The sequence below is a fragment of the Methanomassiliicoccales archaeon genome, from assembly GCA_013415695.1.
In the GTDB taxonomy this organism is placed as follows: domain Archaea; phylum Thermoplasmatota; class Thermoplasmata; order Methanomassiliicoccales; family JAAEEP01; genus JAAEEP01.
The window spans coordinates 158,872-180,091 of sequence record JAAEEP010000001.1 but is presented as its reverse complement, the minus strand read 5'-3'; the positions used below and the strand labels follow the sequence as shown (position 1 = coordinate 180,091).

General features: G+C 49.9%; 24 protein-coding genes. 11 read left to right on the top strand and 13 right to left on the bottom strand.

Going from position 1 to position 21,220, the window contains the following annotated elements; all coding sequences use genetic code 11:
- Positions 1 to 25 precede the first annotated feature (25 nt).
- Positions 26 to 916 carry a class I SAM-dependent methyltransferase gene (locus GKC03_00950; protein NYT11102.1) on the bottom strand — a complete coding sequence of 297 codons (891 nt, stop codon included), beginning with the start codon at positions 914 to 916 and terminating at the stop codon, positions 26 to 28.
- 183 nt (positions 917 to 1,099) lie between these two features.
- On the opposite strand from GKC03_00950, the gene GKC03_00945 reads away from it, so the two are divergent.
- From GKC03_00945 to GKC03_00935, 3 genes are read left to right on the top strand one after another with little or no spacing between them, the layout of a single operon-like run.
- The gene (locus tag GKC03_00945; protein ID NYT11101.1) at positions 1,100 to 1,492 is read left to right on the top strand and encodes a 30S ribosomal protein S6e; all 393 of its coding nucleotides are present in this window, start codon (positions 1,100 to 1,102) and stop codon (positions 1,490 to 1,492) included.
- Positions 1,489 to 2,721 carry a translation initiation factor IF-2 subunit gamma gene (locus GKC03_00940; GenBank protein ID NYT11100.1) on the top strand — a complete coding sequence of 411 codons (1,233 nt, stop codon included), beginning with the start codon at positions 1,489 to 1,491 and terminating at the stop codon, positions 2,719 to 2,721. Before GKC03_00945 ends, GKC03_00940 begins: the two co-directional genes overlap by 4 nt.
- 1 nt (position 2,722) lies before the next feature.
- On the top strand, positions 2,723 to 3,079 hold the full coding sequence (locus GKC03_00935) for a twitching motility protein PilT (protein NYT11099.1): 357 nt from the start codon (positions 2,723 to 2,725) through the stop codon (positions 3,077 to 3,079).
- Here the strand turns inward: GKC03_00935 and GKC03_00930 are convergent.
- Positions 3,076 to 3,912: a DUF2099 family protein gene (locus tag GKC03_00930; protein NYT11098.1), complete on the bottom strand. Its 837-nt coding sequence runs from the start codon at positions 3,910 to 3,912 to the stop codon at positions 3,076 to 3,078. The genes GKC03_00935 and GKC03_00930 overlap by 4 nt on opposite strands.
- Before the next feature lie 180 nt (positions 3,913 to 4,092).
- Here GKC03_00930 and GKC03_00925 point away from each other — a divergent pair, with 180 nt between their 5' ends.
- On the top strand, positions 4,093 to 4,752 hold the full coding sequence (locus GKC03_00925; protein NYT11097.1) for a DUF120 domain-containing protein: 660 nt from the start codon (positions 4,093 to 4,095) through the stop codon (positions 4,750 to 4,752).
- Positions 4,753 to 4,763: 11 nt separating this feature from the next.
- Here GKC03_00925 and purQ read toward each other — a convergent pair whose 3' ends face one another.
- From purQ to GKC03_00890, 7 genes are all read right to left on the bottom strand, one after another.
- Complete coding sequence (gene purQ / locus GKC03_00920; protein ID NYT11096.1) at positions 4,764 to 5,585, bottom strand: phosphoribosylformylglycinamidine synthase subunit PurQ; 822 nt, start codon at positions 5,583 to 5,585, stop codon at positions 4,764 to 4,766.
- Between the two features lie 19 nt (positions 5,586 to 5,604).
- Positions 5,605 to 7,917 carry a phosphoribosylformylglycinamidine synthase subunit PurL gene (gene purL / locus GKC03_00915; GenBank protein ID NYT11095.1) on the bottom strand — a complete coding sequence of 771 codons (2,313 nt, stop codon included), beginning with the start codon at positions 7,915 to 7,917 and terminating at the stop codon, positions 5,605 to 5,607.
- Positions 7,918 to 7,941: 24 nt separating this feature from the next.
- Positions 7,942 to 8,181 carry a phosphoribosylformylglycinamidine synthase subunit PurS gene (gene purS, locus GKC03_00910; protein ID NYT11094.1) on the bottom strand — a complete coding sequence of 80 codons (240 nt, stop codon included), beginning with the start codon at positions 8,179 to 8,181 and terminating at the stop codon, positions 7,942 to 7,944.
- A 47-nt stretch (positions 8,182 to 8,228) separates the two neighbouring features.
- Positions 8,229 to 8,873, bottom strand: coding sequence for an NAAT family transporter (locus GKC03_00905; GenBank protein NYT11093.1), 645 nt, complete (start codon positions 8,871 to 8,873; stop codon positions 8,229 to 8,231).
- 65 nt (positions 8,874 to 8,938) lie between these two features.
- Positions 8,939 to 9,565 (bottom strand): MarC family protein, encoded by a 627-nt coding sequence (locus tag GKC03_00900; GenBank protein NYT11092.1) that lies wholly within the window; start codon positions 9,563 to 9,565, stop codon positions 8,939 to 8,941.
- A gap of 35 nt (positions 9,566 to 9,600) precedes the next feature.
- Positions 9,601 to 10,374, bottom strand: a complete 774-nt coding sequence (locus tag GKC03_00895) for a tRNA (adenine-N1)-methyltransferase (GenBank protein NYT11091.1) — start codon at positions 10,372 to 10,374, stop codon at positions 9,601 to 9,603.
- Between the two features lie 42 nt (positions 10,375 to 10,416).
- Positions 10,417 to 10,815, bottom strand: a complete 399-nt coding sequence (locus GKC03_00890) for a hypothetical protein (protein NYT11090.1) — start codon at positions 10,813 to 10,815, stop codon at positions 10,417 to 10,419.
- Positions 10,816 to 10,996: 181 nt separating this feature from the next.
- Between GKC03_00890 and GKC03_00885 the strand changes: the two genes are divergently transcribed.
- The 3 genes from GKC03_00885 to GKC03_00875 all read left to right on the top strand — a co-directional run bounded on the left by GKC03_00885 (position 10,997) and on the right by GKC03_00875 (position 13,301).
- On the top strand, positions 10,997 to 11,485 hold the full coding sequence (locus GKC03_00885) for a hydrogenase maturation nickel metallochaperone HypA (protein NYT11089.1): 489 nt from the start codon (positions 10,997 to 10,999) through the stop codon (positions 11,483 to 11,485).
- A 743-nt stretch (positions 11,486 to 12,228) separates the two neighbouring features.
- Positions 12,229 to 12,825, top strand: a complete 597-nt coding sequence (locus GKC03_00880) for a cobalamin biosynthesis protein P47K (GenBank protein ID NYT11088.1) — start codon at positions 12,229 to 12,231, stop codon at positions 12,823 to 12,825.
- Between the two features lie 236 nt (positions 12,826 to 13,061).
- Positions 13,062 to 13,301, top strand: coding sequence for a hypothetical protein (locus GKC03_00875; protein NYT11087.1), 240 nt, complete (start codon positions 13,062 to 13,064; stop codon positions 13,299 to 13,301).
- Between the two features lie 217 nt (positions 13,302 to 13,518).
- Here GKC03_00875 and GKC03_00870 read toward each other — a convergent pair whose 3' ends face one another.
- Complete coding sequence (locus GKC03_00870; GenBank protein ID NYT11086.1) at positions 13,519 to 14,043, bottom strand: hypothetical protein; 525 nt, start codon at positions 14,041 to 14,043, stop codon at positions 13,519 to 13,521.
- A gap of 57 nt (positions 14,044 to 14,100) precedes the next feature.
- Positions 14,101 to 15,675, bottom strand: coding sequence for an NAD(P)H-hydrate dehydratase (locus GKC03_00865; GenBank protein ID NYT11085.1), 1,575 nt, complete (start codon positions 15,673 to 15,675; stop codon positions 14,101 to 14,103).
- A gap of 133 nt (positions 15,676 to 15,808) precedes the next feature.
- Between GKC03_00865 and GKC03_00860 the strand changes: the two genes are divergently transcribed.
- Both GKC03_00860 and GKC03_00855 read left to right on the top strand, forming a co-directional pair.
- Positions 15,809 to 16,525: a hypothetical protein gene (locus GKC03_00860; protein NYT11084.1), complete on the top strand. Its 717-nt coding sequence runs from the start codon at positions 15,809 to 15,811 to the stop codon at positions 16,523 to 16,525.
- A gap of 42 nt (positions 16,526 to 16,567) precedes the next feature.
- Positions 16,568 to 16,780, top strand: a complete 213-nt coding sequence (locus GKC03_00855) for a hypothetical protein (protein ID NYT11083.1) — start codon at positions 16,568 to 16,570, stop codon at positions 16,778 to 16,780.
- A gap of 30 nt (positions 16,781 to 16,810) precedes the next feature.
- Here GKC03_00855 and GKC03_00850 read toward each other — a convergent pair whose 3' ends face one another.
- Together GKC03_00850 and GKC03_00845 are read right to left on the bottom strand one after the other, a co-directional pair.
- Positions 16,811 to 18,208, bottom strand: coding sequence for a proline--tRNA ligase (locus tag GKC03_00850; GenBank protein NYT11082.1), 1,398 nt, complete (start codon positions 18,206 to 18,208; stop codon positions 16,811 to 16,813).
- Positions 18,209 to 18,278: 70 nt separating this feature from the next.
- Positions 18,279 to 19,127: a ribose-phosphate diphosphokinase gene (locus GKC03_00845; GenBank protein NYT11081.1), complete on the bottom strand. Its 849-nt coding sequence runs from the start codon at positions 19,125 to 19,127 to the stop codon at positions 18,279 to 18,281.
- Positions 19,128 to 19,425: 298 nt separating this feature from the next.
- Between GKC03_00845 and GKC03_00840 the strand changes: the two genes are divergently transcribed.
- Positions 19,426 to 20,925 (top strand): ATP-binding protein, encoded by a 1,500-nt coding sequence (locus GKC03_00840; GenBank protein ID NYT11080.1) that lies wholly within the window; start codon positions 19,426 to 19,428, stop codon positions 20,923 to 20,925.
- On the top strand, positions 20,926 to 21,219 hold the full coding sequence (locus GKC03_00835; GenBank protein NYT11079.1) for a DUF357 domain-containing protein: 294 nt from the start codon (positions 20,926 to 20,928) through the stop codon (positions 21,217 to 21,219).
- Position 21,220 lies beyond the last annotated feature (1 nt).

Sequence of the window (21,220 nt, the reverse complement as noted above, 5' to 3'; positions counted from 1 at the left end):
ATAGTTGTGCCCCTAAACCAATCATTCATAAAGGTCTAGTAACAACACCCATCCAGTCGCATTCCTCACTGTAGGATGATCCGATCAGATCTCCATAGATGTTCTCTATTTCCAGATCCGCTTTTCTTAGCACCTTTTCAAGCTCCATTTCCGAGTAATGCTTGTACCAGAATCTATAGGCGGCGATCTTTCCATTATCCTCTATCACGATGTATTGTTCTAACCGAACACCCTCTTTGAGATAGTCGAAGGAATGCTCCAGTAGAAGGTAGGGGCCAGATCTCCAAAAAGAGTCATGCGAGGTATACCAGCGGTTGACCTGATCTAGGTGTTGGAGACGGCTGTATGTCACAACGTCGAAAACGAAGTAACCATCAGGTTTCAACCACGAATGCACCTTTCTGAGCAAGAGATCCCTGTCATCTGGTCCAAGAGTACAGAGGTCGCCATACGCCATGATGATGAGGTCGAACTTCTCGTCGATTTGCATTTGAAGATAGTCCCCCTCTAGGTATTCAATCTCTAATCCACTGGATTGGGCAACCACACTGGCATATCTCAAAGAGGTGATAGAGAGATCGACCCCCGTTACCTTCATCCCCATCTCAGCAAAATGTTGACAATAGGGGCCAGGTCCGCAGCCGAGATCTAGGATACACGAGCCTCTATCCAGGCCGCATCTCGATATCATCCACTCGACCGAGCTCAGGATGACCTCAGGCGGCCTTGATGCCACCCCCTTCTCCGCGTCGATAAAGCTGTTCAGCAGATTCTTTGAGATATAGGGGTCGTCCCAGAAAGGAGCCCCAGCCGAGAACGGGTGAGGAGGTTCAATCAGCGATTCTAAATGCTCAAACCATATCCTTCCGCTATCTATTGATTGATTTTCTACCAAAGGCTGTTTCTTCTCCGACATCAAAACAAATATCTGAATAACCGATATTAAAATGATGATTCTTGGGCAGCTCAAACCTTGAAATGCTTCTTTTCAAGGATAACCTGTGGCCATACAGATTCCAAGCCTCAACCAGTCTCCCCTCGTTGACCAAAAGCTATTTATTATGGACAGCATTAAGGCGCTATCTGCAGGTGTCTGTAAATGGTAGAATTTAAAGCTGTCATAAATGACATCACCAGCGGCAAGTCCTTCCAGGTGACGGTTGAGGGACATCACGCCAACTCACTCATTGGCAAGAAGATCGGTGAGGTGGTCGATGGTATTTTCGTAGGCCTACCTGGGTACAAGCTGATGATTACCGGGGGCAGCGATAAGGACGGGGTCCCAATGAGGAAGGACCTGCCAAGCGGGAAAAGGAAAAAAATCCTGATCGCCGGTGGCACTGGATTCCATCCCAGGGAGAACGGCCAGAGACGCAGGAAGACCATGCGCGGGAACACTATTTCCCCTGAAACCTCCCAGCTCAACATGAAGATTACCCAGCCGGGTTCCAAGACAATCGAGGATCTGATGAACAAAGAGGAAAACGAATGAAGGTGCCCAAGCAGCCTGAGATCAACATCGGGATGATAGGTCATGTCGACCACGGTAAGACCACTCTGACAAAGGCACTCAGTGGTGAGTGGACTGACAGGCATTCCGAGGAGGTCAGGCGGGGCATCTCAATCAGATTAGGGTATGCGGACGCGGCATTCTATAAGTGCTCTGGATGCCAGGAACCTCAGGCGTACGGAACCGATTCCAAGTGCAAACAGTGTGGAGGGAAGGCTGAATACCTGCGAGCGGTAAGCTTCGTTGATGCACCAGGACACGAGACGCTGATGGCGACCATGCTTTCGGGAGCAGCGATGATGCAGGGCGCTCTTCTCATGATCGCCGCAAACGAACCATGTCCCCAGCCCCAGACCAAGGAACACCTCATGGCCCTTTCCATATCCGGGGTTGAGAAGATCATAGTTGTCCAGAACAAGGTCGATATAGTCACCAGGGAAGAGGCTATAGAGAACTACAACCAGATCAAAGAGTTCGTGAAGGGCACGATTGCCGAGAATGCACCGATCATTCCGGTGTCAGCACACCACGATGTGAACATCGACAAGCTTATCCAAACGATTGAAGAGTATATACCCACCCCTAAATACGATGAAAAGAAGCCTCTCAGAATGTACGCGGCTCGGTCCTTTGACATCAACACTCCAGGATCGTCTCCCAAAGATCTCAAGGGGGGAGTTCTTGGAGGTACTCTGACCCAGGGGAAAGTCAGCGTAGGGGACGAGATCGAGATCAAGCCTGGCAGGAAGGTGGATGTCGGTGGTAAACCCGCTTGGGAAGATATCACCACCACAGTGGAGTCACTCCACGGAGGCGGAAAATCCATAAAGAAGGCCACGCCGGGAGGGCTTGTCGCAATAGGTACCAAACTGGATCCGTCACTGACGAAGTCCGATGGACTTACAGGCAGGCTGATCGGTAAGCCAGGTACGCTACCCGAAGTGCTGCACAAGTTCGTTATGAAAACCAATCTACTGGAAAGGGTCGTTGGAACCACCCATGACATACCCGTGGAGAACATTAAGACCAACGAGCCCCTGATGTTGAGTATTGGAACCGCGACCACTGTTGGCGTAGTTACCAGCGCCAGGTCTGACATATCAGAGGTCGTTCTGAAGATACCAGTGTGTGCTGCTGAAGGGCAAAGAGTCGCCATCTCTCGAAAGATACTGGGCAAGTGGCGCCTTATCGGCTATGGCATCATCGAGTGAAATGCAGAAAGTGGTCCTAGATACAAACGCACTTCTAATGCCTTTTGAAACATCAATCAATATTGACCATGAGCTCGGGCGCTTGCTTGGCAGCTGCGAGATATTTGTACCGGGACCCGTGATTGGGGAATTGAAGAGAAGTAAGAGCAAGCATGCCAAGGCTGCACTGACCCTTGCCCGCAAGTACATGATAGCTGAGACCATGAAGCAGGGCGACGAGGGCATCATTCAGGTCGCAAAGGAGCTGGGTGCCTATGTCCTCACCAACGACAAGGAGCTTCGCTCACGTCTGAGAAAGATGGGCATTCCCACGATCTACCTACGCTCAGGCAAGTATCTCCAGGCTGACGAAATTTAGAGTAGGGGGCGAGGAGGGTCAGGCTCTTCAACATACTCCTTGCTACGGATTTTTCCGATCTTCTCCATTCTTCTTCTCATAATGTTCGCACCAACTTCTGTAGCCGCGTAGATCGGTATCTTGGTGCCCACGGTGTACAGCGATCTTATCCTTCCGATCTCCCTTATCGGTCTGGAAGCACATGCGGTTATCACGTCGCAGTTATCGAAGAGTATATTCGCCTCATCATGAGAGACCCCAGTAGTATGAACCGCGAATATTACAATGTCTTTGCCGTACATCTCCCTAATCCCTCGTGCATCATCCGCCCTGGCAACCGTCACTCCTATTCGCTCGTTGCCGAGCTTCCAGGCCAGCTTCACCCCATCGATCTGGTCGATTCTAGCTGAAGAAGAGTCCAGAACTCTCTCCTCGCCTATAGCACCGATCACCTCTGGTATGGGCGAAGTTTCCACCAATCCCGATATCCTCCCTCCGATACCCTGGATGATCTCTGGATCTGAGATGACCACAGTTCCTGCCCCGTCACATACGATGACCCCGCAATCCAGGATATCATCCTCCACGCACATGGCGAGAACCTCGGATATTCCGAAGCTAAGGAAGTCTCTCATCCTTAGCTTCCTCCGGGGACTGCACATACCGAAGTCGTCTATCCTGAACTGTATGTTCTCTCTGATGGTTTCAGGTGTCATCTCCTCTATCTTTCGGTACTTGAAGAAGAGTGGGCAGTAGCTGAGTTTGGGCTGCCCCACCTCGACAACCTTCTCATCCTCGATGACAATCCTCGTCATTCCCATGGCTTCCATTATATGCCTGTTCTTCCGCTTCATGAGACTCTCCCGAACCTAGTTTAAGAGATGGCATCCCTCAAGAAATACATTATCCAATCCTTGTAGCAACCTATAATCGACTGATTCATCCAACAGCAACACTTATTATGGTAGGAAAGGCATTTATCAACCAATATTCTAGGGGGATCAAACGATCACATTCCCCTTGTGGGTGAGGAAATGAATGAGAAGTTCATCACCGCATTACGCAGGGTCGCCTTAATGGGTGGGATGCACGACTACATAGCCATCTCATCACGGGAATTAGGTGATAAGTTAGAAATGAGCCAGCAATCAGCCTCAAAGCGCATTCTCGAGCTACTCGAGGCTGGCCTTATCCAGAGGGATCTAGGGGCTCGAAGGCAGCGCATCAAGCTGACAGAAATGGGCATCGACCTACTCCGACAGGAGTATCTCGAATATCAGAAGATATTCGAGTTAAAGGGACACGTTGTCGTTCGTGGAGTGATTACAAGAGGAATGGGCGAGGGACAGTACTACGTCCATCAACCTTCATATAAGCAACAGTTCTCGGATAAGCTGGAGTTCATGCCCTATGAGGGGACACTCAACGTCAAGATAGATCCAGCTGACGTGGACAAGCTCGAGGTCCTCAGGAACAGCGATGGCATAATAATTGACGGCTTCGAGAGGAACGGAAGGACCTTTGGCGATGTGAAGGCCTTCTCAGCCAGGATACATAATATTCACTGTGCGGTCGTCATGCCTGCAAGATCTCATTACGATGATATCATCGAGATACTATGTCAGTACCATCTCAGACGCACGCTGGGCATAGGGGATGGCGATTCGGTCGAGATAATAATCGACGTGGATTGATCAAGACCCGGTCAGTACCTTCCGTTGATGTGTGAGAGAGCGGATTCGAAGATCGTTCTGCCGTCACCCGGTCCAATCGGATCCTTGTCACCAAGTGTCCAGTCTGGATGTGTGAAGCGATTGAATGCCCTCTCGGGGTGTGGCATCAGGCCCAATACATTTCCCTGAGGGTTGCAAATACCGGTGATGTTGTCTATCGATCCATTGGGATTCCAGGGATAACCAGCGTAATCGCCGTGATCGTCAACGTACTTGAAGACGATCTGATCATTCTCCTCAAGAATCTCTATGAATTCCCTCTCCTGTCCACGTGGGAATTTGAGGTTTCCCTCTGCATGGGCGCATGGAAACATCACTATCTGTTCTCTTTCCATGCCTTTGGTGAAGATGCAATTGCCATCATTCTCGTGTTTGAGGAGGGTGGGGGTGCACTCAAATCTTCCTGATTCGTTGGTGGAAAGAGCCGCCTGAGGTTGCTCGCTCATCACACCGTCAACTGCGGGAAGTAGTCCAAGCTCGACCAGTATCTGGAACCCGTTGCAGATCCCGATCACCGGCTTGCCGTTCTCGATGAACTCGATGAGATCCCGCTTGATTGAGCTCTTCATCCTAGCCGCAAAAATGGCTCCCGCCCTGACATAGTCACCAGACGAGAATCCACCTGGAAGGGCTAAGATATGGAATTCATCTAACGATCTCCTCAGCGTATGAGGGGAATCACCTGTTAACTGCTTGAGATGCACCTTCTCTGGAGAAGCCCCGAGACTAGCAAAGGCTGAGAACGTTTCATCCTCGCAGTTGGTCCCCTCAATCCTGAGAACGCAAACCCGGATATCTTTGCGGTTCATAATCTCACCCCAATATCCTCCATAGAGGAGTGTACCAAGCGTCCCTCATCTTATCGATGCTCATGTTCATTGTGGAATCGCCGTCCTTGATCTCGAGGAAGTCGCGTCCAACCTCCCCTAATCGGAAGGTCTTCGTTTTCATAAGTTCGAGCCATTCATTCTCCCTAGATCTGTCGATCTCCACCAACCAGCGGGTGTTGGTCTCGCAGAAGAGCTTTCTCTCCGTGGTCGTTGTTCCCATTAAAGTAACATCGATGGTTGCGCCAATGTTCCCCGAGATGCACATCTCGGCTAGTGCTACCCCCAGTCCTCCATCGGAACAGTCATGGCAGGCTCTTATGAATTCCTTGCTCATGCATTCGAGAAGGCAGTCTATGCTTGACTCAAGCTCTCTGAGATCCACATCGGGCACCTCTCCTCCATTTCCGCCATAATTGCGGTAAAGAGCAGAACCTCCCATCTCTCCTTTGGTCTCACCAACCAGGTACAATGGATTACCAGCTTTCTTAAGGTCCGCGGTGACGCACTTGGTGATGTCTTCCACGATTCCAACACCCATCACGGTTGGGGTGGGAAGCACCGAGCCCTTGGGAGTCTCATTGTAGAAGCTGACGTTCCCTGAGGGAATGGGAAGCGATAGAGCCCGACATACTTCGCCAATCCCTCGAACCGCGTCCCTGAACTCGCCAAGCCTTTCGGGCTTCTCGGGGTTTCCAAAGTTCAGGCAATCGGTGAGTGAATGGGGCCTTCCTCCGACCGCAACGATATTCCTGCAGACCTCATCGATGCAACTTTTTCCACCTCTGTAGGGGTCATCTGCAACAAACCATGGATTTACACCAAGTGCGATTGCCAGGCCCTTGAATGAGTTCTCCAAGGGTTTGATCACCGCCGCGTCTCCGTGGCCGCGATGACCAATCTGTCCCTGGAGGGGTTTGATGACCGTTCCAGCTCTGACCTCGTGGTCATACTGGCGGATGACCCACTCCTTCGAAGCGATATTAGGGTCTGAAAGCAGGGTCAACAGAACCTCACTCAGGTCCTCAGGCAGCTGTGGAAGGACCTCTTCCACTTCATCGGATGGACTTCTGCTCACGCAAGCCCTGCAATACTCCGGTCCCGCCGTGAGAAAATCGAGATCCATCTCGAACACTTTCTCGCCCTGGAAGAAAAGCCTCACATTCTTTCCCTCAATGACCTTTCCCACAATGGTGGCTTCCACGTCCCAGAGGTCAAAAACCTCCATGATGTACTTGATGTTCTCCTCTGGAGCGGCCAGCATCATCCTTTCCTGTGACTCGGAGACCCATATTTCCCACGGTGCCAACCCTTCCTCCTTGAGGGGGACATCACTCAGGTTGACCTCAGCACCGAAACCGGCATCGAGGGCCATCTCTCCCACCACACAGGAGAGTCCTCCGCCACCGAGGTCCTTCATCCCGCTGATGAGCCCTCGTGAATTCACTTCAAGGCAGGCGTGAATAAGTGGTTCTTTCATGATCGGATCCCCAAGCTGAACCGCACCCCTGGATTCCTCTTCAGATGTCTCGTCAAGCTCGGCCGAGGCAAAGGTGACACCATGGATACCGTCCCTTCCGGTCCTTCCTCCTACCAAAATGAGGAGATCATGTGCTCCTCCTACAGCATTTCGAACGAGATCTTTTTTCTTGACGATACCTACGCATCCGACATTAACCAGACAATTACCAGTGTATGCCGGATCGAAGAACACTCCTCCGCAGACGGTAGGAATCCCCAAACGGTTACCATAATCCCTTATCCCGGCAACAACCCCACCAATCAGATATTTGGGGTGTTTCACCCCCGGAGACAGCTCTCCCTCGAAATCGGGTGGACCGAAGAACAGAGGGTCCACCAGGGCCACTGGCTGGGCTCCCATGCACACGACGTCCCTTATTATCCCCCCTATTCCCGTTGCGGCCCCACCGTATGGTTCTATCGCAGAGGGATGATTGTGGCTCTCGATCCTGAGCGCGTATCCATGCTCATCATCGAAAACCATCACTCCCGCATCACCTTTGGAAAGAATATCGGGGTGGTTTATGTTGAACACATGCTCCTTCAAGAACACCTTTGATGATTTGTAGCAGCAGTGCTCGCTCCATGCCTGGGCCGTAGACTGGAGTTCCACATCAGTGGGAAGACGGCCCTTTTTAGAGAAGTATTCTCTTATGGTGACCATCTCCTCAAGGCTGAGGCTCAGTCCCATTATATCGCTGAGTTCCCTGAGATCCTCATCCCTGGCCGAAAGTAGATCAACCTCGAAGAGCTCGAAGGGAACTTGAAGTCTCTTCATGAGTTTGGTGGTGGCCATTTGACCTCACCTTATGTCAATGCGGTAGCTCTGGATCACAGGGTTGGCAAGCAGCTTCTTGCACATTTCCTCGCAGGAATTAGTCGCTGCTTCCTCTTCCAAATCCAGGTCAACCTCGAAGAGCTTAATCGATCTCACGTTCTTGATCCCTTCAAAACCCAGGAGTTCCAACGCTTTCCTGGTGTTCTGCCCCTCCGGGTCTGCCACGCCCGGTTTGAGCTCGATCCTGATCTCTGCGATGACCATCAAAGCACCGCTCGATAATCCATGTTGACTACTTAATTCTGTTTCTCTCAGACCAGGCCGGCTTCTTGAAGGAATTGCAGAGCTCCGGAGAACACGAAGTTGACAGCCACTGCTGAGAGAAGGATGCCCATGATCCTGGTGAACGCCATTGCCCCGCTCTTTCCAATGAAGGCGAACACCCTGTGTGAGTTCATTAGTAGCAAGTAGCTTATGATGACAGTCAAGGTGATGGCCAGGAAAATTGAGACCAGATTCACCAGGTTCCCGTCACCGATTGACTCAGAAACCAGTATCATGACAATGGTGATGGACCCGGGACCAGCGAACAAGGGGATGCCTAGGGGTACAATGCCCACTACCTCGGCGGTGGAAGCCTGCTCTTCGTCTATCTTGTTAAGCTTGGTCTGGGAGGTCTTACCATGCAGCATATCATATGCCACTGAGAACAGAAGGAGACCACCTGCCACCTTGAATGCTGGTATCGTGATACCATAAATGTTGAATATCCATTGTCCAAAGATACCGAAAACGAAAAGTGTCGCCAGCGTGACCAGGCAAATCTTGTAAATCACCCTTCTCTTTAGATCCTGGCTATACCCATCGGTGACCGCTTCGAAAATGGGCACATTCGCCACAGGATTGACTATAGCGAATATGGTTGCAAAGGCACCAACGGCAAACTCGAGTACCACGGCGGTGCGAAATTGAAGGTGGTATTAATACATTTGCTAGATGCTCTATTTTGGAGGGCATCTCCTCAAATAAGCCCAGATTGTTGGACAGACTCGATGGCCCCTGAGATTATGAAGCTGATCCCCATTCCTGCTAGAAGTACTCCCATGATGCGCGTAAAGGCGATGGAACCGCTCTTACCCAGGCGTTTGAAGATAATATCGGCCTTAATTATTAGGACGTAGGATACAACCAAAATACACAATATAGCTACGAACACCATCGTAAGGTCCATAGCCCCGTCAGCCTGGGAGATCAGGACCATCGTGGTAGCGATGGAACCCGGCCCTCCATAAAGGGGTATTGTGAGGGGGACAATTGCCACTGAGACTGCCTCCTCCGTATGGTCCTCAGTGACCTTATGAGCGGTCCCCCGTCCCTCAACCATGTTGAATCCAAGATAGAATATTAAGAGGCCGCCCATCACCTTGAACGCTGGTATGGTGATCCCGAAAAGTTCGAATATGTAATTTCCGAAGAGACCGAAGCCTATAAGGACAAATGCGGTGTAAATCATCGCCTTCTTGGCTATCATTCTCTTGGTCTTCTTATCGAAGCCGTCGGTCACCGCCTCGAATATCGGCACATTGCCTACGGGGTTGATTATGGCGAACAGGGTGCCGAAGACGGTGGCGATAAATGCCGCATCCATCTAGGTCGGTTACCCACTTCCTCGCTACTTAACACTTATTCGTCCTTTCCCAGGCTGGATATTCTGGCGAAGATCAAATACCCAGTGTGCCCCAACATCTCGAAAGAGGGCCTGACACCCCCTTCATGAACCTCGACTCCTCTCTGCAGGTTCTCCAAGGCATAGACCTCTACGAAACCCTTTTCCCTAAGAGCCTTCACAGTGGTTTCGACCTGGTTGGAGTTAGGCACATAGGCACAGAACCTTCCTCCTGGACGCAAGCATCTGGCGATAGAATCTATGCTCATCCAGGGATCTGGGATGTCGAGGACAACCGCGTCCACTTCGATGCTCGAGGTCAACTCTCTTACGTCCCCTAGCATGAGCTCCCAACTTTCCGACAGACCCGCCCGCTCGATATTCCTCCTTGCCCTCTTCGAGAAGTCCTCGCGCATCTCGATCGAGATGACCTTGCCACTCCTTCCCACTGCGTGAAGAAGAGCCAAGGTCATGGCGCCTGAGCCAACACCTCCCTCCAGCACTTTATCACCGCAACTTATCGATAGCCGGAAGACGATGGTTTCCGCGTCCTTGGGGGTGATGATCTGTGCCCCCCTCTCAAGGGAGTCCATGAGCTCAGGTATGCCTGGTTTAAGGATGATGAATCTCTTTCGTGCAATCTCAAGCGCATCTCCGCATTCGAGCTCGAGGACCCGGGATCCATCGATAACCCCCAATCCCTGTATCTTGATCATTTCCCTTCCAAGGGTCATCCAATGGCGTCTTCCCTGTTCATCTAGAAGATATAACAGATCGCCCTCTCTTAGCATCGGTTGTCTTATCCTCCCTCTCCGAGAAAAGGATTGTGTTCATCAGAAGCGGAGATTGGCGTTGCAGCGCGGACACTCCCATTCGTGAGCAGATATGGCGGCTCCGCAATGAGGGCACCTCGGTATGCCTTCGGTGAACTCTCTCTGAGGTGCTTCTTTTTTCTTCTCTTCCGTTGAGGGCTCTTGCATGCCTTTCTTCGAACCGAAATCGTACTCTGGATTCTCGTATCTGGGGGACGGTGGGTACTGGTATGGATGTCTTCTCGAGACCCTTACAGAGAGGTAGTACAGCAGAAGACCAATCACATTTAACAGGAAACCAACAGCAATCCAAATGTTCTGGATAGATTTCCTGCTCTTCATGTCCAGGTAGATAAAGACCGCGATTATGGCACCCAGACCGAACCACGCAATCGCAATTAAGATTAACCAGAGGTCCATCCCATCGCCATCATTTCAACCACCTCTGGCTATATAAAAATATCACTACCATTCCAATCACTTGCTGACCTTGTCCATACCACCTTAATTCTATTCTGCCAAGCTCGTAGATTCATATTCTCCTCTATTAAGTACTATTAGAACGCATTTTTCAAGATGGAGAATCTTAGAAGGGCGACCCATGGCCAAGCTGGTGTGCTCCAAATGCAAGCAGGAGTTCAAGGAGGCGGAAACTGCAAGGTGCCCCAAATGCGGTTCCACTGCGCCCCATGTCTACGACTTCGAGAACTCAGAGGAATATCTCAACCAACAAGTACATTTGATCCTTGAGGAGCAGAAGGATGCTGGCCTGGAAGGACTGGTGGGAGGTCTTGATTCCGTCATCATCAACGTCAAAGCTAAGATGCAGGTGAAAGCTGTGAAGGATCTCCTTCACAGCACTGGACCGCGAATCAATGATGCCTTTGGAAAATGGTCTAAGAGGACATTCGTGCTGGGTGGAACTGTCGGAGCTGATTTCCTTATAACCATCCGCACTGATGATAACCCATTTCAGAGCGTGAGCAATCATCCCAGAACTTCCCATCTTCCTAACACAAGGCTCGAGACATTTTTTTCGAGACATCGGATGTTAAGAAATATATCGACATCCAGAGATCATGAGGGGTGAGCTTCATGACCGATCACTTGGTTCAAGGTGACGGTTACTCTTTCATACAGACAACCCCATCGAGATTCATTGGTAATTCACCGGGCTTCATCTAGTGACACGGAATCAGGAAGAATTACCGGCAGTTATCAAGCGATCCGTTGGATTGGGATGTTGAACCCAGGAAGGACTTCCTTGAGAAGATTGGGAAATTGGATCACGCAGCGACTAGGATCCACGCTGAGCATAGGGATCACGCGATACTCGAGTTCATTTCCCTCACCAACTAACACTTCGACTTCGCCATCTATGTCAAGGTTTTCAACTCGATCACCAGCGTTTCCAGACCTTCACAAGAGGACTTCGCTATGGTCTTCACGTCTGGAATATCTGACTATTCTGGACCAGGTTCAGGACCAACGGAGACATTCGTGCATAATTACGGGCCCAGGGGGTCATCATCTGGCATTCCAAACAGTGGATATTGAGGAAACATATCAAGCCCTGATGGATAACGGACAGGAATTTCCGATAGATCTCGTTGGATCCCCGGGCGAGGGACTGAAACAGACCTTAACAGAACCACTTCCCAGTACGCTATTGGTCAATGAGTACATCCATCGGTATGGAGATTTCGACGGCTTCTTCACCAAGAGCAATGTTACCCCTCTCACTGAAGCCACAGGAAGACAATAAGGTGACCTATGAAGCCTAATGATATATACCGTTAGCTCTACTTCTAGGCGGACTATCGGGGTGCTATCATGGAGATGCTCATAATCTCAGGGTTCCTGGGCTCAGGAAAAACCTCAACGATACTTTCAGTTGTTCAGAAGATCCACGAGAATGATGGGAAGAAGGTAGCTATTATTGTCAACGATTTTGGGAAGATCGGTGTTGATGGCAAATTGATGGAGAAAAATGGTCTGAAGGTCAAGGAGTTTTGGGGAGGCTGCATTTGCTGTACCCTTGGATCCTTCCTGACCAGTACCATCGAGAAAGTTGTGGAAGAGATTGAGCCGGACTATGTAATCATCGAACCTAGTGGGATTGCAGATCCAAGAATGATCCTTAAGACTCTTGATAAATACACTGGTCCTCCTTTTGACAGGATTAGAACCATCGTCATCCTGGATGCGTCCCGATTTGACATATATAGGAAAGTTCTGGCCATCCCACTCCAGAACCAGATCGGTTCCGCTGAGGCTATCTTCATCAACAAGATCGATGAGGTGGAACCAAGCACTGTGGAGAATATCAAAATCCAAGTGAGGGAATCTGGATTTGAAAAAACTATTATCGAGATATCTGCAACACAAGGCTGGAATTTGGATGGCGTATATAACTCTCTAGTGAGCTGAGAATCTCCAATAATCTCGCAATTGGTGAGCATTAGTCACGACACCAATGAGATGCCCCATTCTTAATGATTGAATTCCTCCTATTGAGTATTACCAGTCAATGTAGATGATTCATCGAGATTCTTCTTACATATGACGGAAGACATGATGAATTTCGCTGAGTTCAATAGTAAAAAGATTTAAATGATATCTCTAAGAATGTAATGTCTGACAACTTCCATGAGGAGGTTTTGAAAATGAACGATGCAATTAAAGCGATAGTAATGATGATCGTTGCTGCCGTCGTGCTCATTATCTTGAGCATCGTATGGTTCATCATCTTGCTATTCGTAGTGAACGTTGCGGCCGATGTGGTATTCAGCGAGAGCTTGGACCCGAATATGGGCGTCATAGCAGCAGCCCTGATAACCCTCGGCTCAATTCTTGGCGGTTCAATGGGTAAGACTGGAGTAACCCAGGTTTTCATGAAGGAGTGAGTCTTCTTCCGCCTAGTCTCTAACCCTTTTTATTCTTTCACCTCACTCAGGATCAATATTTGGACGAAAACATTGTACATGATATTTCCGAAATACTCATTCCATAGACTGGCTAGATCATTTGAATGAAAGATTATCATCGGGAAATAAGAGAGCTGAGTTTCTTTCAATTAAGAAGAAGCGAATGGAAGTCGAGGTGGAACATACACTATTCGGTTCAGTATATGTACGGATCTGTGCTGGACCTATCAAATCCCTTTATGAGCTGCAGTCCCGTATCTTCGGGCGGTGACCACTCTTGGTCCGGATAGATCAGCTTCGGAACGAAGCTGGACAGATCTGATGCGATCTTTGTCACAATATGGTCTTCTCCGAAAAGTGCAGAACTTATCTCATGCACCTTTGCCCTTGTAGTGCTCTCATCCAACAAACCGAGGGAGTGCAGATACTCATGAAGCAGAATGTGGAAAGCGTAAGGCTTGTATAAGCTATGTTCAGTCTGCTCGATATTTCTCAGCGGCAGCTTGTTCATCACTATGATATTTGAAGCAACGGGATAATACGCTCCGATGAATCCCTGAGGGCCTCCTCCAAGATCTGCCAGTCCCAGCATTAGGCCGGCGCGCTGCCAACCAGTGCACTGCCTCACGGCGTCCTTGACCAACTCGAAAATGTCGGGCAAATCCTTGCAAATGTCCAATCGTTTTGAGAAGTAACCTCTTTCCTGCACGGCTACCACAATCTATCAAATGGAGTATAAAGACGTATCCTATTAACAATCGTTTGATACTGTTTAGGATCAGACAACGTACACCTTTCCGTATTCATCTTTAATGATTTCCCAGTACTCATCTCTGAACAATCTCATGGCTATTGGAAGGAAGTCCAGGACATCCTGTGCAGTGATACCGTCCTCTCCTTTCTCATTGGCTGCGAGATCTCCTGAGAATCCATGAATGAATACCCCTGTCCTGACCGCATCCTCGAACTCAAGTCCTAATCCGTACATCGCCGCGATCGTTCCGGTGAGAACATCCCCACTGCCCGCAGAACCCATGCCCGGGTTTCCGCTGAGATTCATGAAGCAACGACCATCTGGAGTGCCTATCATTGAGTGGGCGGTCTTGAGAACGATTATAGCATTCAGATCCGCACAGGAGTTCCTCAGTATTTCAAAACGGTCGGAAAGCACCTCCCCAATGGTAATTCCAGCAATCTTTGCCATTTCACCAGGATGAGGCGTAAGGACCGTTGGACCTTCCCTATTCCGGACACAATCGAGGTCTTGGCACACTGCAGTAATGCCGTCGCCATCTATGAGCAGGGGCACTTTTATTCTGCTAGTGAGTCCTCGAACTAGCTGCCCAGTTCCTTGATCCAGAGAAAGACCAGGTCCTAAAACGGTAAAGTCCATACCTTCTGTGATCTCGAAGATGCTCTCTTCACTCCTCGGAGAAATGCTGCCAGATTCCGTCTCCACCATCGGATGGAGAACTATCTCACTACCCTTTGAAGCAAGGAAGGGTGAGATCGATCTAGGTGTGGCAAGTCTGGAATACCCCCCTCCCGCCTTCAAGAATGACATTGCAGCGAAGTAGGGGGCCCCCATGTATCCCGATGCCCCAGCAACGAACAAAGCCTGTCCGAAGGTGCCCTTGTGACCATCCCTTGCTCTTTCTGGTAACTGGCTAGGCTTACTTGTTTCCAGCATTATCTCCTTTGAATTGTAATGGTCGGGTGGAAAGGAGATATGAGAAACATAGAGCTTTCCACAGAGATCGAAGCCAGGGTACAACATGTTTCCGATCTTTGGCAATCCAAAGGTGGTCGTAACATCCGCCTGCACGGCGGATCCCAGAACTTCACCAGTATCCCCTACGACACCAGAGGCGATATCGATGCTGAACACTGGAAGGTCCAAATCGTTTATCATCTCGATGACCTCCCTGTAGATTCCCTTAAGTTCTCCCTTAATGCCCGTTCCCAGTATCCCGTCCACTATAGCATCTGAGTGGACGATCCTGTTTCTGATCGCGTCCACTGATTCTACCAAGATGATTTCGACAGGAAGGCTGTCCAGTATCTCGTAATTCTGCTTTGCGATTCCCTTATATTCCTCGGGGGGGTTCATTAGATAAACCTGGGGGAGGCCACCGCTTGAGAGTATTTTCCTCGCCACTACCAGACCATCCCCTCCGTTATTCCCAGGACCGCAGAATATCGCGAATTTGCGGCCTTCTATGCCAAATTCCTCCTTTATGACATCGTAAACGGCCAGGCCGGCGTTTTCCATGAGCATTAAGGGAACTATTCCGTAATTCTCCCCTGCTCCCCTATCCAGCTTTCTCATCTGGGCGACGGTACTGATCCTCAAGTTTCCCCCTCAAACCTATAGATTAATTTCATACGCTATGAATCAAACGGTTCTCTCAATAACTTGGCGACCAATTTATCGGTCATGATCTCATTCTATCCTTGGTATGAATCACCTGTCTTCAATTGATTCCATGTTGCTTGTCTGCGTCGGTGGAGGAAGAATTGGCAGTGATGCTGCCCTGCTGGGAAAGGGTAGAGGTTGGGCTGTTGTAGTTATTGACAGGGATCCGACCTGCCATGCCAAAGGAATAGCGGATGAGATCCTACAGTGTCCCCCTCAGAAAGAATTCTGGAAAAAAGATCGAATCACACTTGTGTTGGGGGATGCGACCGAGGTTCTACTCGACATCATTGAAAAAAGGGTTCCAGAGTATGTCGTTCCAGGGGCAACCGGGCATCTCCTTGCCAAGCTCTCGGTGTCTTACCTCAGGCGGAGAGGATTCCGACTGATACCAGATAGCCAGTCCTCCATTGAAGTGGCCAGACAGCTTCCAGATGAAATCATCCAGGTTCATGACCAGGAGAACGGCCTTATTGTGTTGAGTCGCATGCCCTCAGACAGAGAATGTATGGATGACTGCAAGCAACCTATCGTCTGCCCAGTGACAGGTGACGTGATATCATCTCCTATGCATGAGATCATCAAGAACGCAATCAGGGGACGCACAGATAGAGAATTTGTTGCAGTGACCTCTTGGTTAGGCCATTATGGTACCTTGAAGGGAGACATCATCGAAAAAACCCTGGATGTTCTCCAAGATATCAGAGAAGGGCAGCTTCTGGGAATCGCCACTTCCTGCCGCTGTCATGGCATCCTAAATGTTCTCAGAGCCTTCAAGAAATCATGAGGGAAAAGGGTTTTTATATGCTGATGGCGTTGAGCGCCCCCGATGGAGCGTTCCGATTTCATCAAGAACCTGAAGATGTTCATCTCCATAGCCCTGATCTTTCTGGGAATAGCGATGTTCTATGTGTGGGGCATGGTCTACGGAAGTTGGAACATTTTCGCAAAGGAATACATTGGAGTGTATTCCATCGTGATCATTCTCATAGTTTCAGGTGTCGTAGGCCTGCTCCTAACCGTCAAGGAGCCAGCGGCCTGAATATACAACCTTCAACTTTTACTGTCGGTATCACATAGCCCTTGCAGCGTAGACCAACCGGGACGTCTCCTTACCGCAGACGATGCATTTTCCTTTAAAATTCTCTGGGGCATAGGGGGTCCCTAGTAGGTTGAGATCTGTGGTCTCCTCGATCTCCCTGCCGCATTCCTCCGATCCACACCAACCCATTCTGAGTATCTTCTTGGGAACTTCATCCAGTGATTCTATGGTGACCACGGCCGCTTCCAACTGCGCCTTGGCCTTCTTTCGCATCTCCTCAGAAATCTCGCTCAGGAGTGATCTTACCTTATCGGCCAGCTCCTCTCTCTTGAATGTGCCTCTGATTCCTTGGTCTCGTCTCGAGAATGTCACCACTGCTTCCTTGATATCCCTTGATCCCAGTTCGAGTCTGAGCGGTACACCCTTTATCTCCCAATCGTAGAACTTGCTACCCGGTCGATCATCTCTCTCGTCCAGATGGATCCTGAAACCCTCATTCTTCAGCTTGTCTCTGAGAGCATAGCAATGTTTCATTACTTCTTCTGATTTCCCTTTTGCGAGGATGGGCACGATCACCACTTGGAATGGTGCCACATCGGGAGGCAGAACTAGCCCCTGATCATCACCGTGAACACCTACTATGGCGCCCACAAGCCTCTCGCTCATGCCATATGTGGTTTGATGGGTGTGCTTCAAGCTGCCGTCGATATCCTCGTACTTGATGTCGAACGGCACAGAGAAGTTATCCCTATAGTGGTGAACGCTCCCAAGCTGTAGAGTCCTTCCCCCCGGCATTATGGTGTCTATTCCCACGGTATAGTATGCACCTGGGAACTTGTCCCATTCCGTCCTTTTGAGGAGCAAGTAAGAGAGGCAGAGCTTCTTCATGAGGTTCTCAAGTATCTCGAAGTCCTCCTCCACCTGCCTTTGAGCGTCCTCCTCGTCAATGTGGCAGGTGTGACTCTCAAAGAAATGGATCTCCCTTACCCGTATGAAGGCACGCGTCTGCTTTGTCTCGTACCTAAAGGTGTTCACAATCTGGTAGGTCTTGAGGGGAAGATCGCTGTGAGAGCGAACCCATAGGGCAAAGATTGGATACATAGCGGTCTCGCTAGTAGGCCTCATCACCAATCTCACATCGAGCTCGTTGAGACCTGCGTGGGTGACCCAGTAGACCTCCTCATCGAACCCCTTGATGTGCTCCTTTTCCTTCTCGAACTCCGTTTCTGGGATCAGGAGCGGGAAGCACACCTCGTCATGGCCTGTATCGTCGAGCTCCTCTCTTATGAAGGAGTCGATGAGCCTCATGATTTTCCATCCGTACGGCGTCCAGACGTTCATTCCCTTTATGGGATAGCGCTTGTCGGTCAGGTTCGCCCGTTCGACGATCTCGTTATACCACTCGCTGAAGTCTTCTTCCTTCTTCATGGACCACACCTTTGGGCGGGGTGTTGCACCAATGCACCGCTTCAGTATAAACCTTTCCGGACTAGTATGGTCAGATAACCTTGGCTATCTGGGGCGCAACTGATATCTCGGAAACTTCTCCTTCAAGTGTGTTTGCAGATACTATAGCGTCGCACTCCTCACGCAGTTTGGGAAGCGCACCCTTGGCAAAGAGACCATGGGTGCAGGATGCTGTTACGGTGGACGCCCCCATCTTCCTCAGCTCCCTGGTGGCGGCGATTATGGTCCCACCGGTAGAGATGATATCATCCACAATAAGGACATCCTTGTCCCTGACATCAAGGCTCTTTGGTGAGATCTTCACCTCAGTCCCGCTCAGCCTTGTCTTGACCAGGTAGTCCCATTCCACTCCTATTACGGACGCCACCTCCGCGGCTCTCTTCGATGCTCCTTGGTCTGGGGCAAGCACCAGATCAATTCCCGCTTCAGAGAAATAATTGCCTATTTCGGGAGCTGCCCCAACGTCCACAGACTCCGCTTCGTTAAACCAATCAAGTATGGCCGGAGTATGGATGTCTACAGTGATGATTCTATCCGAATTCAACTGGAGGTGATGGGCCATCACTTTTGCGCTTATCGGCTCCCCAACCTCGAACCTCTTATCCTGCCTTGCGTAACCGAAGTAGGGAACCACCGTGATCAGCTTTTCCACGCCAAGACTCCTGACCGCTTCCTGCAGAAGGAGCAGCTCAACGAAATTATTGTCTGGGTAGGAGTTTTGGACTAGGATTGCTTCGGTGCCCAGGTTCTCCTTCTCAATTCTAACATAGCACTCGTTATCTGGAAAACGCCTTACCTTTGCCTGCTCGCATTCAACACCCAGAACCGAGGCCAGGTCGGTTGATAACCCCTTGGAAGAAGACCCGCCGATGACTATCATCCCAGGTGAATAAGGGTCTAGGTCTTTATACCTGATGTTTGACCCGACCAGTGCCATTCTAAGTCATGTCTTGATTGCATATTTCGAATGCGGATAGGAAAGATTAATCCCTTGAGATTCACCAGAATCAATGTGAGGGATTCCTTGCTTCATATTCATCGTCATCACCTAATGAAGTGCATCGTGACTCAAGATGGATAGTCCATCGTTCCGATACCGGATGGCAAAACCTTTTATCAAAACCCCTTCATATAGCACGCGGGAAGGGATGTTAATGGATTCCGATGCCGTCCAGGAGATGCCAGAACAAGAAGCTCCTTCTAACATATCTTCGACCGGGCCAGAGATGGTTGGTGTGATCTATGGCAATGTGGGAACGACATCCTTTAACTTCAGGGTCACTGGCCGCGTGGAAAGAATGGAGTATGTCCAAGCTGAGCACGAGCTCGATGGATGGGTGTTAGGCCAAGTAGTGGAGGTCGAAAGGAAAACCGATCTTTCCCTGGAAAAGGCCAAGATGATCTCCGATGGTCATGACGTGGACATCGAGGAAAAGGTCACCGCAAAGGTGCAGATCATCGGCTTCAGGGACGATAGGAATCTACTTCAGGTTCCCAGGACGCCGTTCAAGGCCGGCAACTCCGTCCATCTGGCGAAGGATTCTCTGATAAGGGATGTTGTTGGTCTGAAGGAGAGGACGGATACAGGAGCATATATTGGCCTTCTTATGGGCCACGATATCCGGGTAGAGATCGACATCAACTCCATGGTCCAGAAGCATGTCAGCATATTGGCCAAGACTGGTGGTGGAAAGAGTTTCCTCTGCGGTGCTGTAGTTGAGGAACTGATGAAGCACGATGTCACTGTAATGATAATCGATCCTCATGGAGAGTACGGGTCAATGCGGGATAAAGGATCAAACATGGAGACCTCTCGCAACTTCAACGTCAAACCCAAAGGCTATTCCGAGAAGATAGTAGAGTTCGCGGCAGAAACCACGATCAACAAGAAAGCGAAGCCTCTCAGTTTCACCTTGGGAAACATCGAGGCAAGGGAACTTCTCGCCCTGACGAATATAAAGAATGTCAGAACCTACCTCACTTCGCTCAGGAAGGCCATTGAACTTGTAAAAGGGGCGAAGAAGGATTACACTCTCAAGGATATCATTCACATTCTAGAGGCGGATGAGGAGAACCAGAATTCAGCACTGATAGGGGAGCTGGAATATCTCAATGAAGTGAACATCTTTGCTCCAAAGGGCACCAGGATCGATGAACTGGTTGTTAAGGGAAAGACTACGATAATCAACCTGAAGGGCACGCCTCCTGACATTCAGGATCTCATAGTGAGCAGGATATGCGGCGCGCTCTTTGAGCTCAGAAAGGTCGACAAGATACCGCCCATGATGCTGGTGGTGGAGGAAGCCCACAACTACTGCCCACAGCAGGGTACGGTCTCGTCGAACAAGATTCTTAGGACAATAGCCTCAGAAGGTCGCAAGTTCGGCCTAGGTCTGACAATAATCACTCAGAGGGCAGCGAAGGTTGATAAGAATGTCCTAAGCCAGTGCAACACTCAAATGATTCTGAAGGTCACGAATCCCAACGATCTGAAAGCCATTATCCAATCCGTGGAAGGACTTACCTCAGGGACGGCGGATGAGATCCAGCGCCTTCCGATCGGTGTCTCTCTGGTGATGGGAGGCAATATACAGATGCCCCTGCTGGTGGAGGTAAGGCCTAGAGAGAGCAAGCATGGGGGCGAGAGCGTGGAGATAGTGGGGGCCGAGAGGGTCTAAATGCGGGATAGGATCACTGAGGATCACCTGAAACGCTACCTGGATCTAACTGGTAAGGCACTTGAGCGGTTGAGTGTGGCCGCCCCAAATCGTTCTTTCGGAAGACGTCTGGCAGAGGACTTCTTGGAGATGGCCAACTCGTATTATTCTGACGCGAAACACTTCATGGAGAAGCAGGATTTTGTGAACGCCTTCGCCTGCATCAATTACTCCCATGGCTGGCTGGATTGTGGGGCACGTCTTGGGCTGTTCGATGTTGGGGGAGACGACCAGCTCTTCACGCTGTTCGAGTGAA

What these genes read in the sequence shown, in the direction of transcription:
- GKC03_00950 (NYT11102.1), bottom strand. Translation starts at nt 916, where the DNA reads ATGTCGGAGAAGAAACAGCCTTTGGTAGAAAATCAATCAATAGATAGC.
- GKC03_00945 (NYT11101.1), top strand. Translation starts at nt 1,100, where the DNA reads ATGGTAGAATTTAAAGCTGTCATAAATGACATCACCAGCGGCAAGTCC.
- GKC03_00940 (NYT11100.1), top strand. Translation starts at nt 1,489, where the DNA reads ATGAAGGTGCCCAAGCAGCCTGAGATCAACATCGGGATGATAGGTCAT.
- GKC03_00935 (NYT11099.1), top strand. Translation starts at nt 2,723, where the DNA reads ATGCAGAAAGTGGTCCTAGATACAAACGCACTTCTAATGCCTTTTGAA.
- GKC03_00930 (NYT11098.1), bottom strand. Translation starts at nt 3,912, where the DNA reads ATGAAGCGGAAGAACAGGCATATAATGGAAGCCATGGGAATGACGAGG.
- GKC03_00925 (NYT11097.1), top strand. Translation starts at nt 4,093, where the DNA reads ATGAATGAGAAGTTCATCACCGCATTACGCAGGGTCGCCTTAATGGGT.
- purL (NYT11095.1), bottom strand. Translation starts at nt 7,917, where the DNA reads ATGAAGAGACTTCAAGTTCCCTTCGAGCTCTTCGAGGTTGATCTACTT.
- purS (NYT11094.1), bottom strand. Translation starts at nt 8,181, where the DNA reads ATGGTCATCGCAGAGATCAGGATCGAGCTCAAACCGGGCGTGGCAGAC.
- GKC03_00900 (NYT11092.1), bottom strand. Translation starts at nt 9,565, where the DNA reads ATGGATGCGGCATTTATCGCCACCGTCTTCGGCACCCTGTTCGCCATA.
- GKC03_00895 (NYT11091.1), bottom strand. Translation starts at nt 10,374, where the DNA reads ATGCTAAGAGAGGGCGATCTGTTATATCTTCTAGATGAACAGGGAAGA.
- GKC03_00890 (NYT11090.1), bottom strand. Translation starts at nt 10,815, where the DNA reads ATGGACCTCTGGTTAATCTTAATTGCGATTGCGTGGTTCGGTCTGGGT.
- GKC03_00885 (NYT11089.1), top strand. Translation starts at nt 10,997, where the DNA reads ATGGCCAAGCTGGTGTGCTCCAAATGCAAGCAGGAGTTCAAGGAGGCG.
- GKC03_00880 (NYT11088.1), top strand. Translation starts at nt 12,229, where the DNA reads ATGGAGATGCTCATAATCTCAGGGTTCCTGGGCTCAGGAAAAACCTCA.
- GKC03_00875 (NYT11087.1), top strand. Translation starts at nt 13,062, where the DNA reads ATGAACGATGCAATTAAAGCGATAGTAATGATGATCGTTGCTGCCGTC.
- GKC03_00860 (NYT11084.1), top strand. Translation starts at nt 15,809, where the DNA reads ATGTTGCTTGTCTGCGTCGGTGGAGGAAGAATTGGCAGTGATGCTGCC.
- GKC03_00855 (NYT11083.1), top strand. Translation starts at nt 16,568, where the DNA reads ATGGAGCGTTCCGATTTCATCAAGAACCTGAAGATGTTCATCTCCATA.
- GKC03_00850 (NYT11082.1), bottom strand. Translation starts at nt 18,208, where the DNA reads ATGAAGAAGGAAGAAGACTTCAGCGAGTGGTATAACGAGATCGTCGAA.
- GKC03_00845 (NYT11081.1), bottom strand. Translation starts at nt 19,127, where the DNA reads ATGATAGTCATCGGCGGGTCTTCTTCCAAGGGGTTATCAACCGACCTG.
- GKC03_00840 (NYT11080.1), top strand. Translation starts at nt 19,426, where the DNA reads ATGCCAGAACAAGAAGCTCCTTCTAACATATCTTCGACCGGGCCAGAG.
- GKC03_00835 (NYT11079.1), top strand. Translation starts at nt 20,926, where the DNA reads ATGCGGGATAGGATCACTGAGGATCACCTGAAACGCTACCTGGATCTA.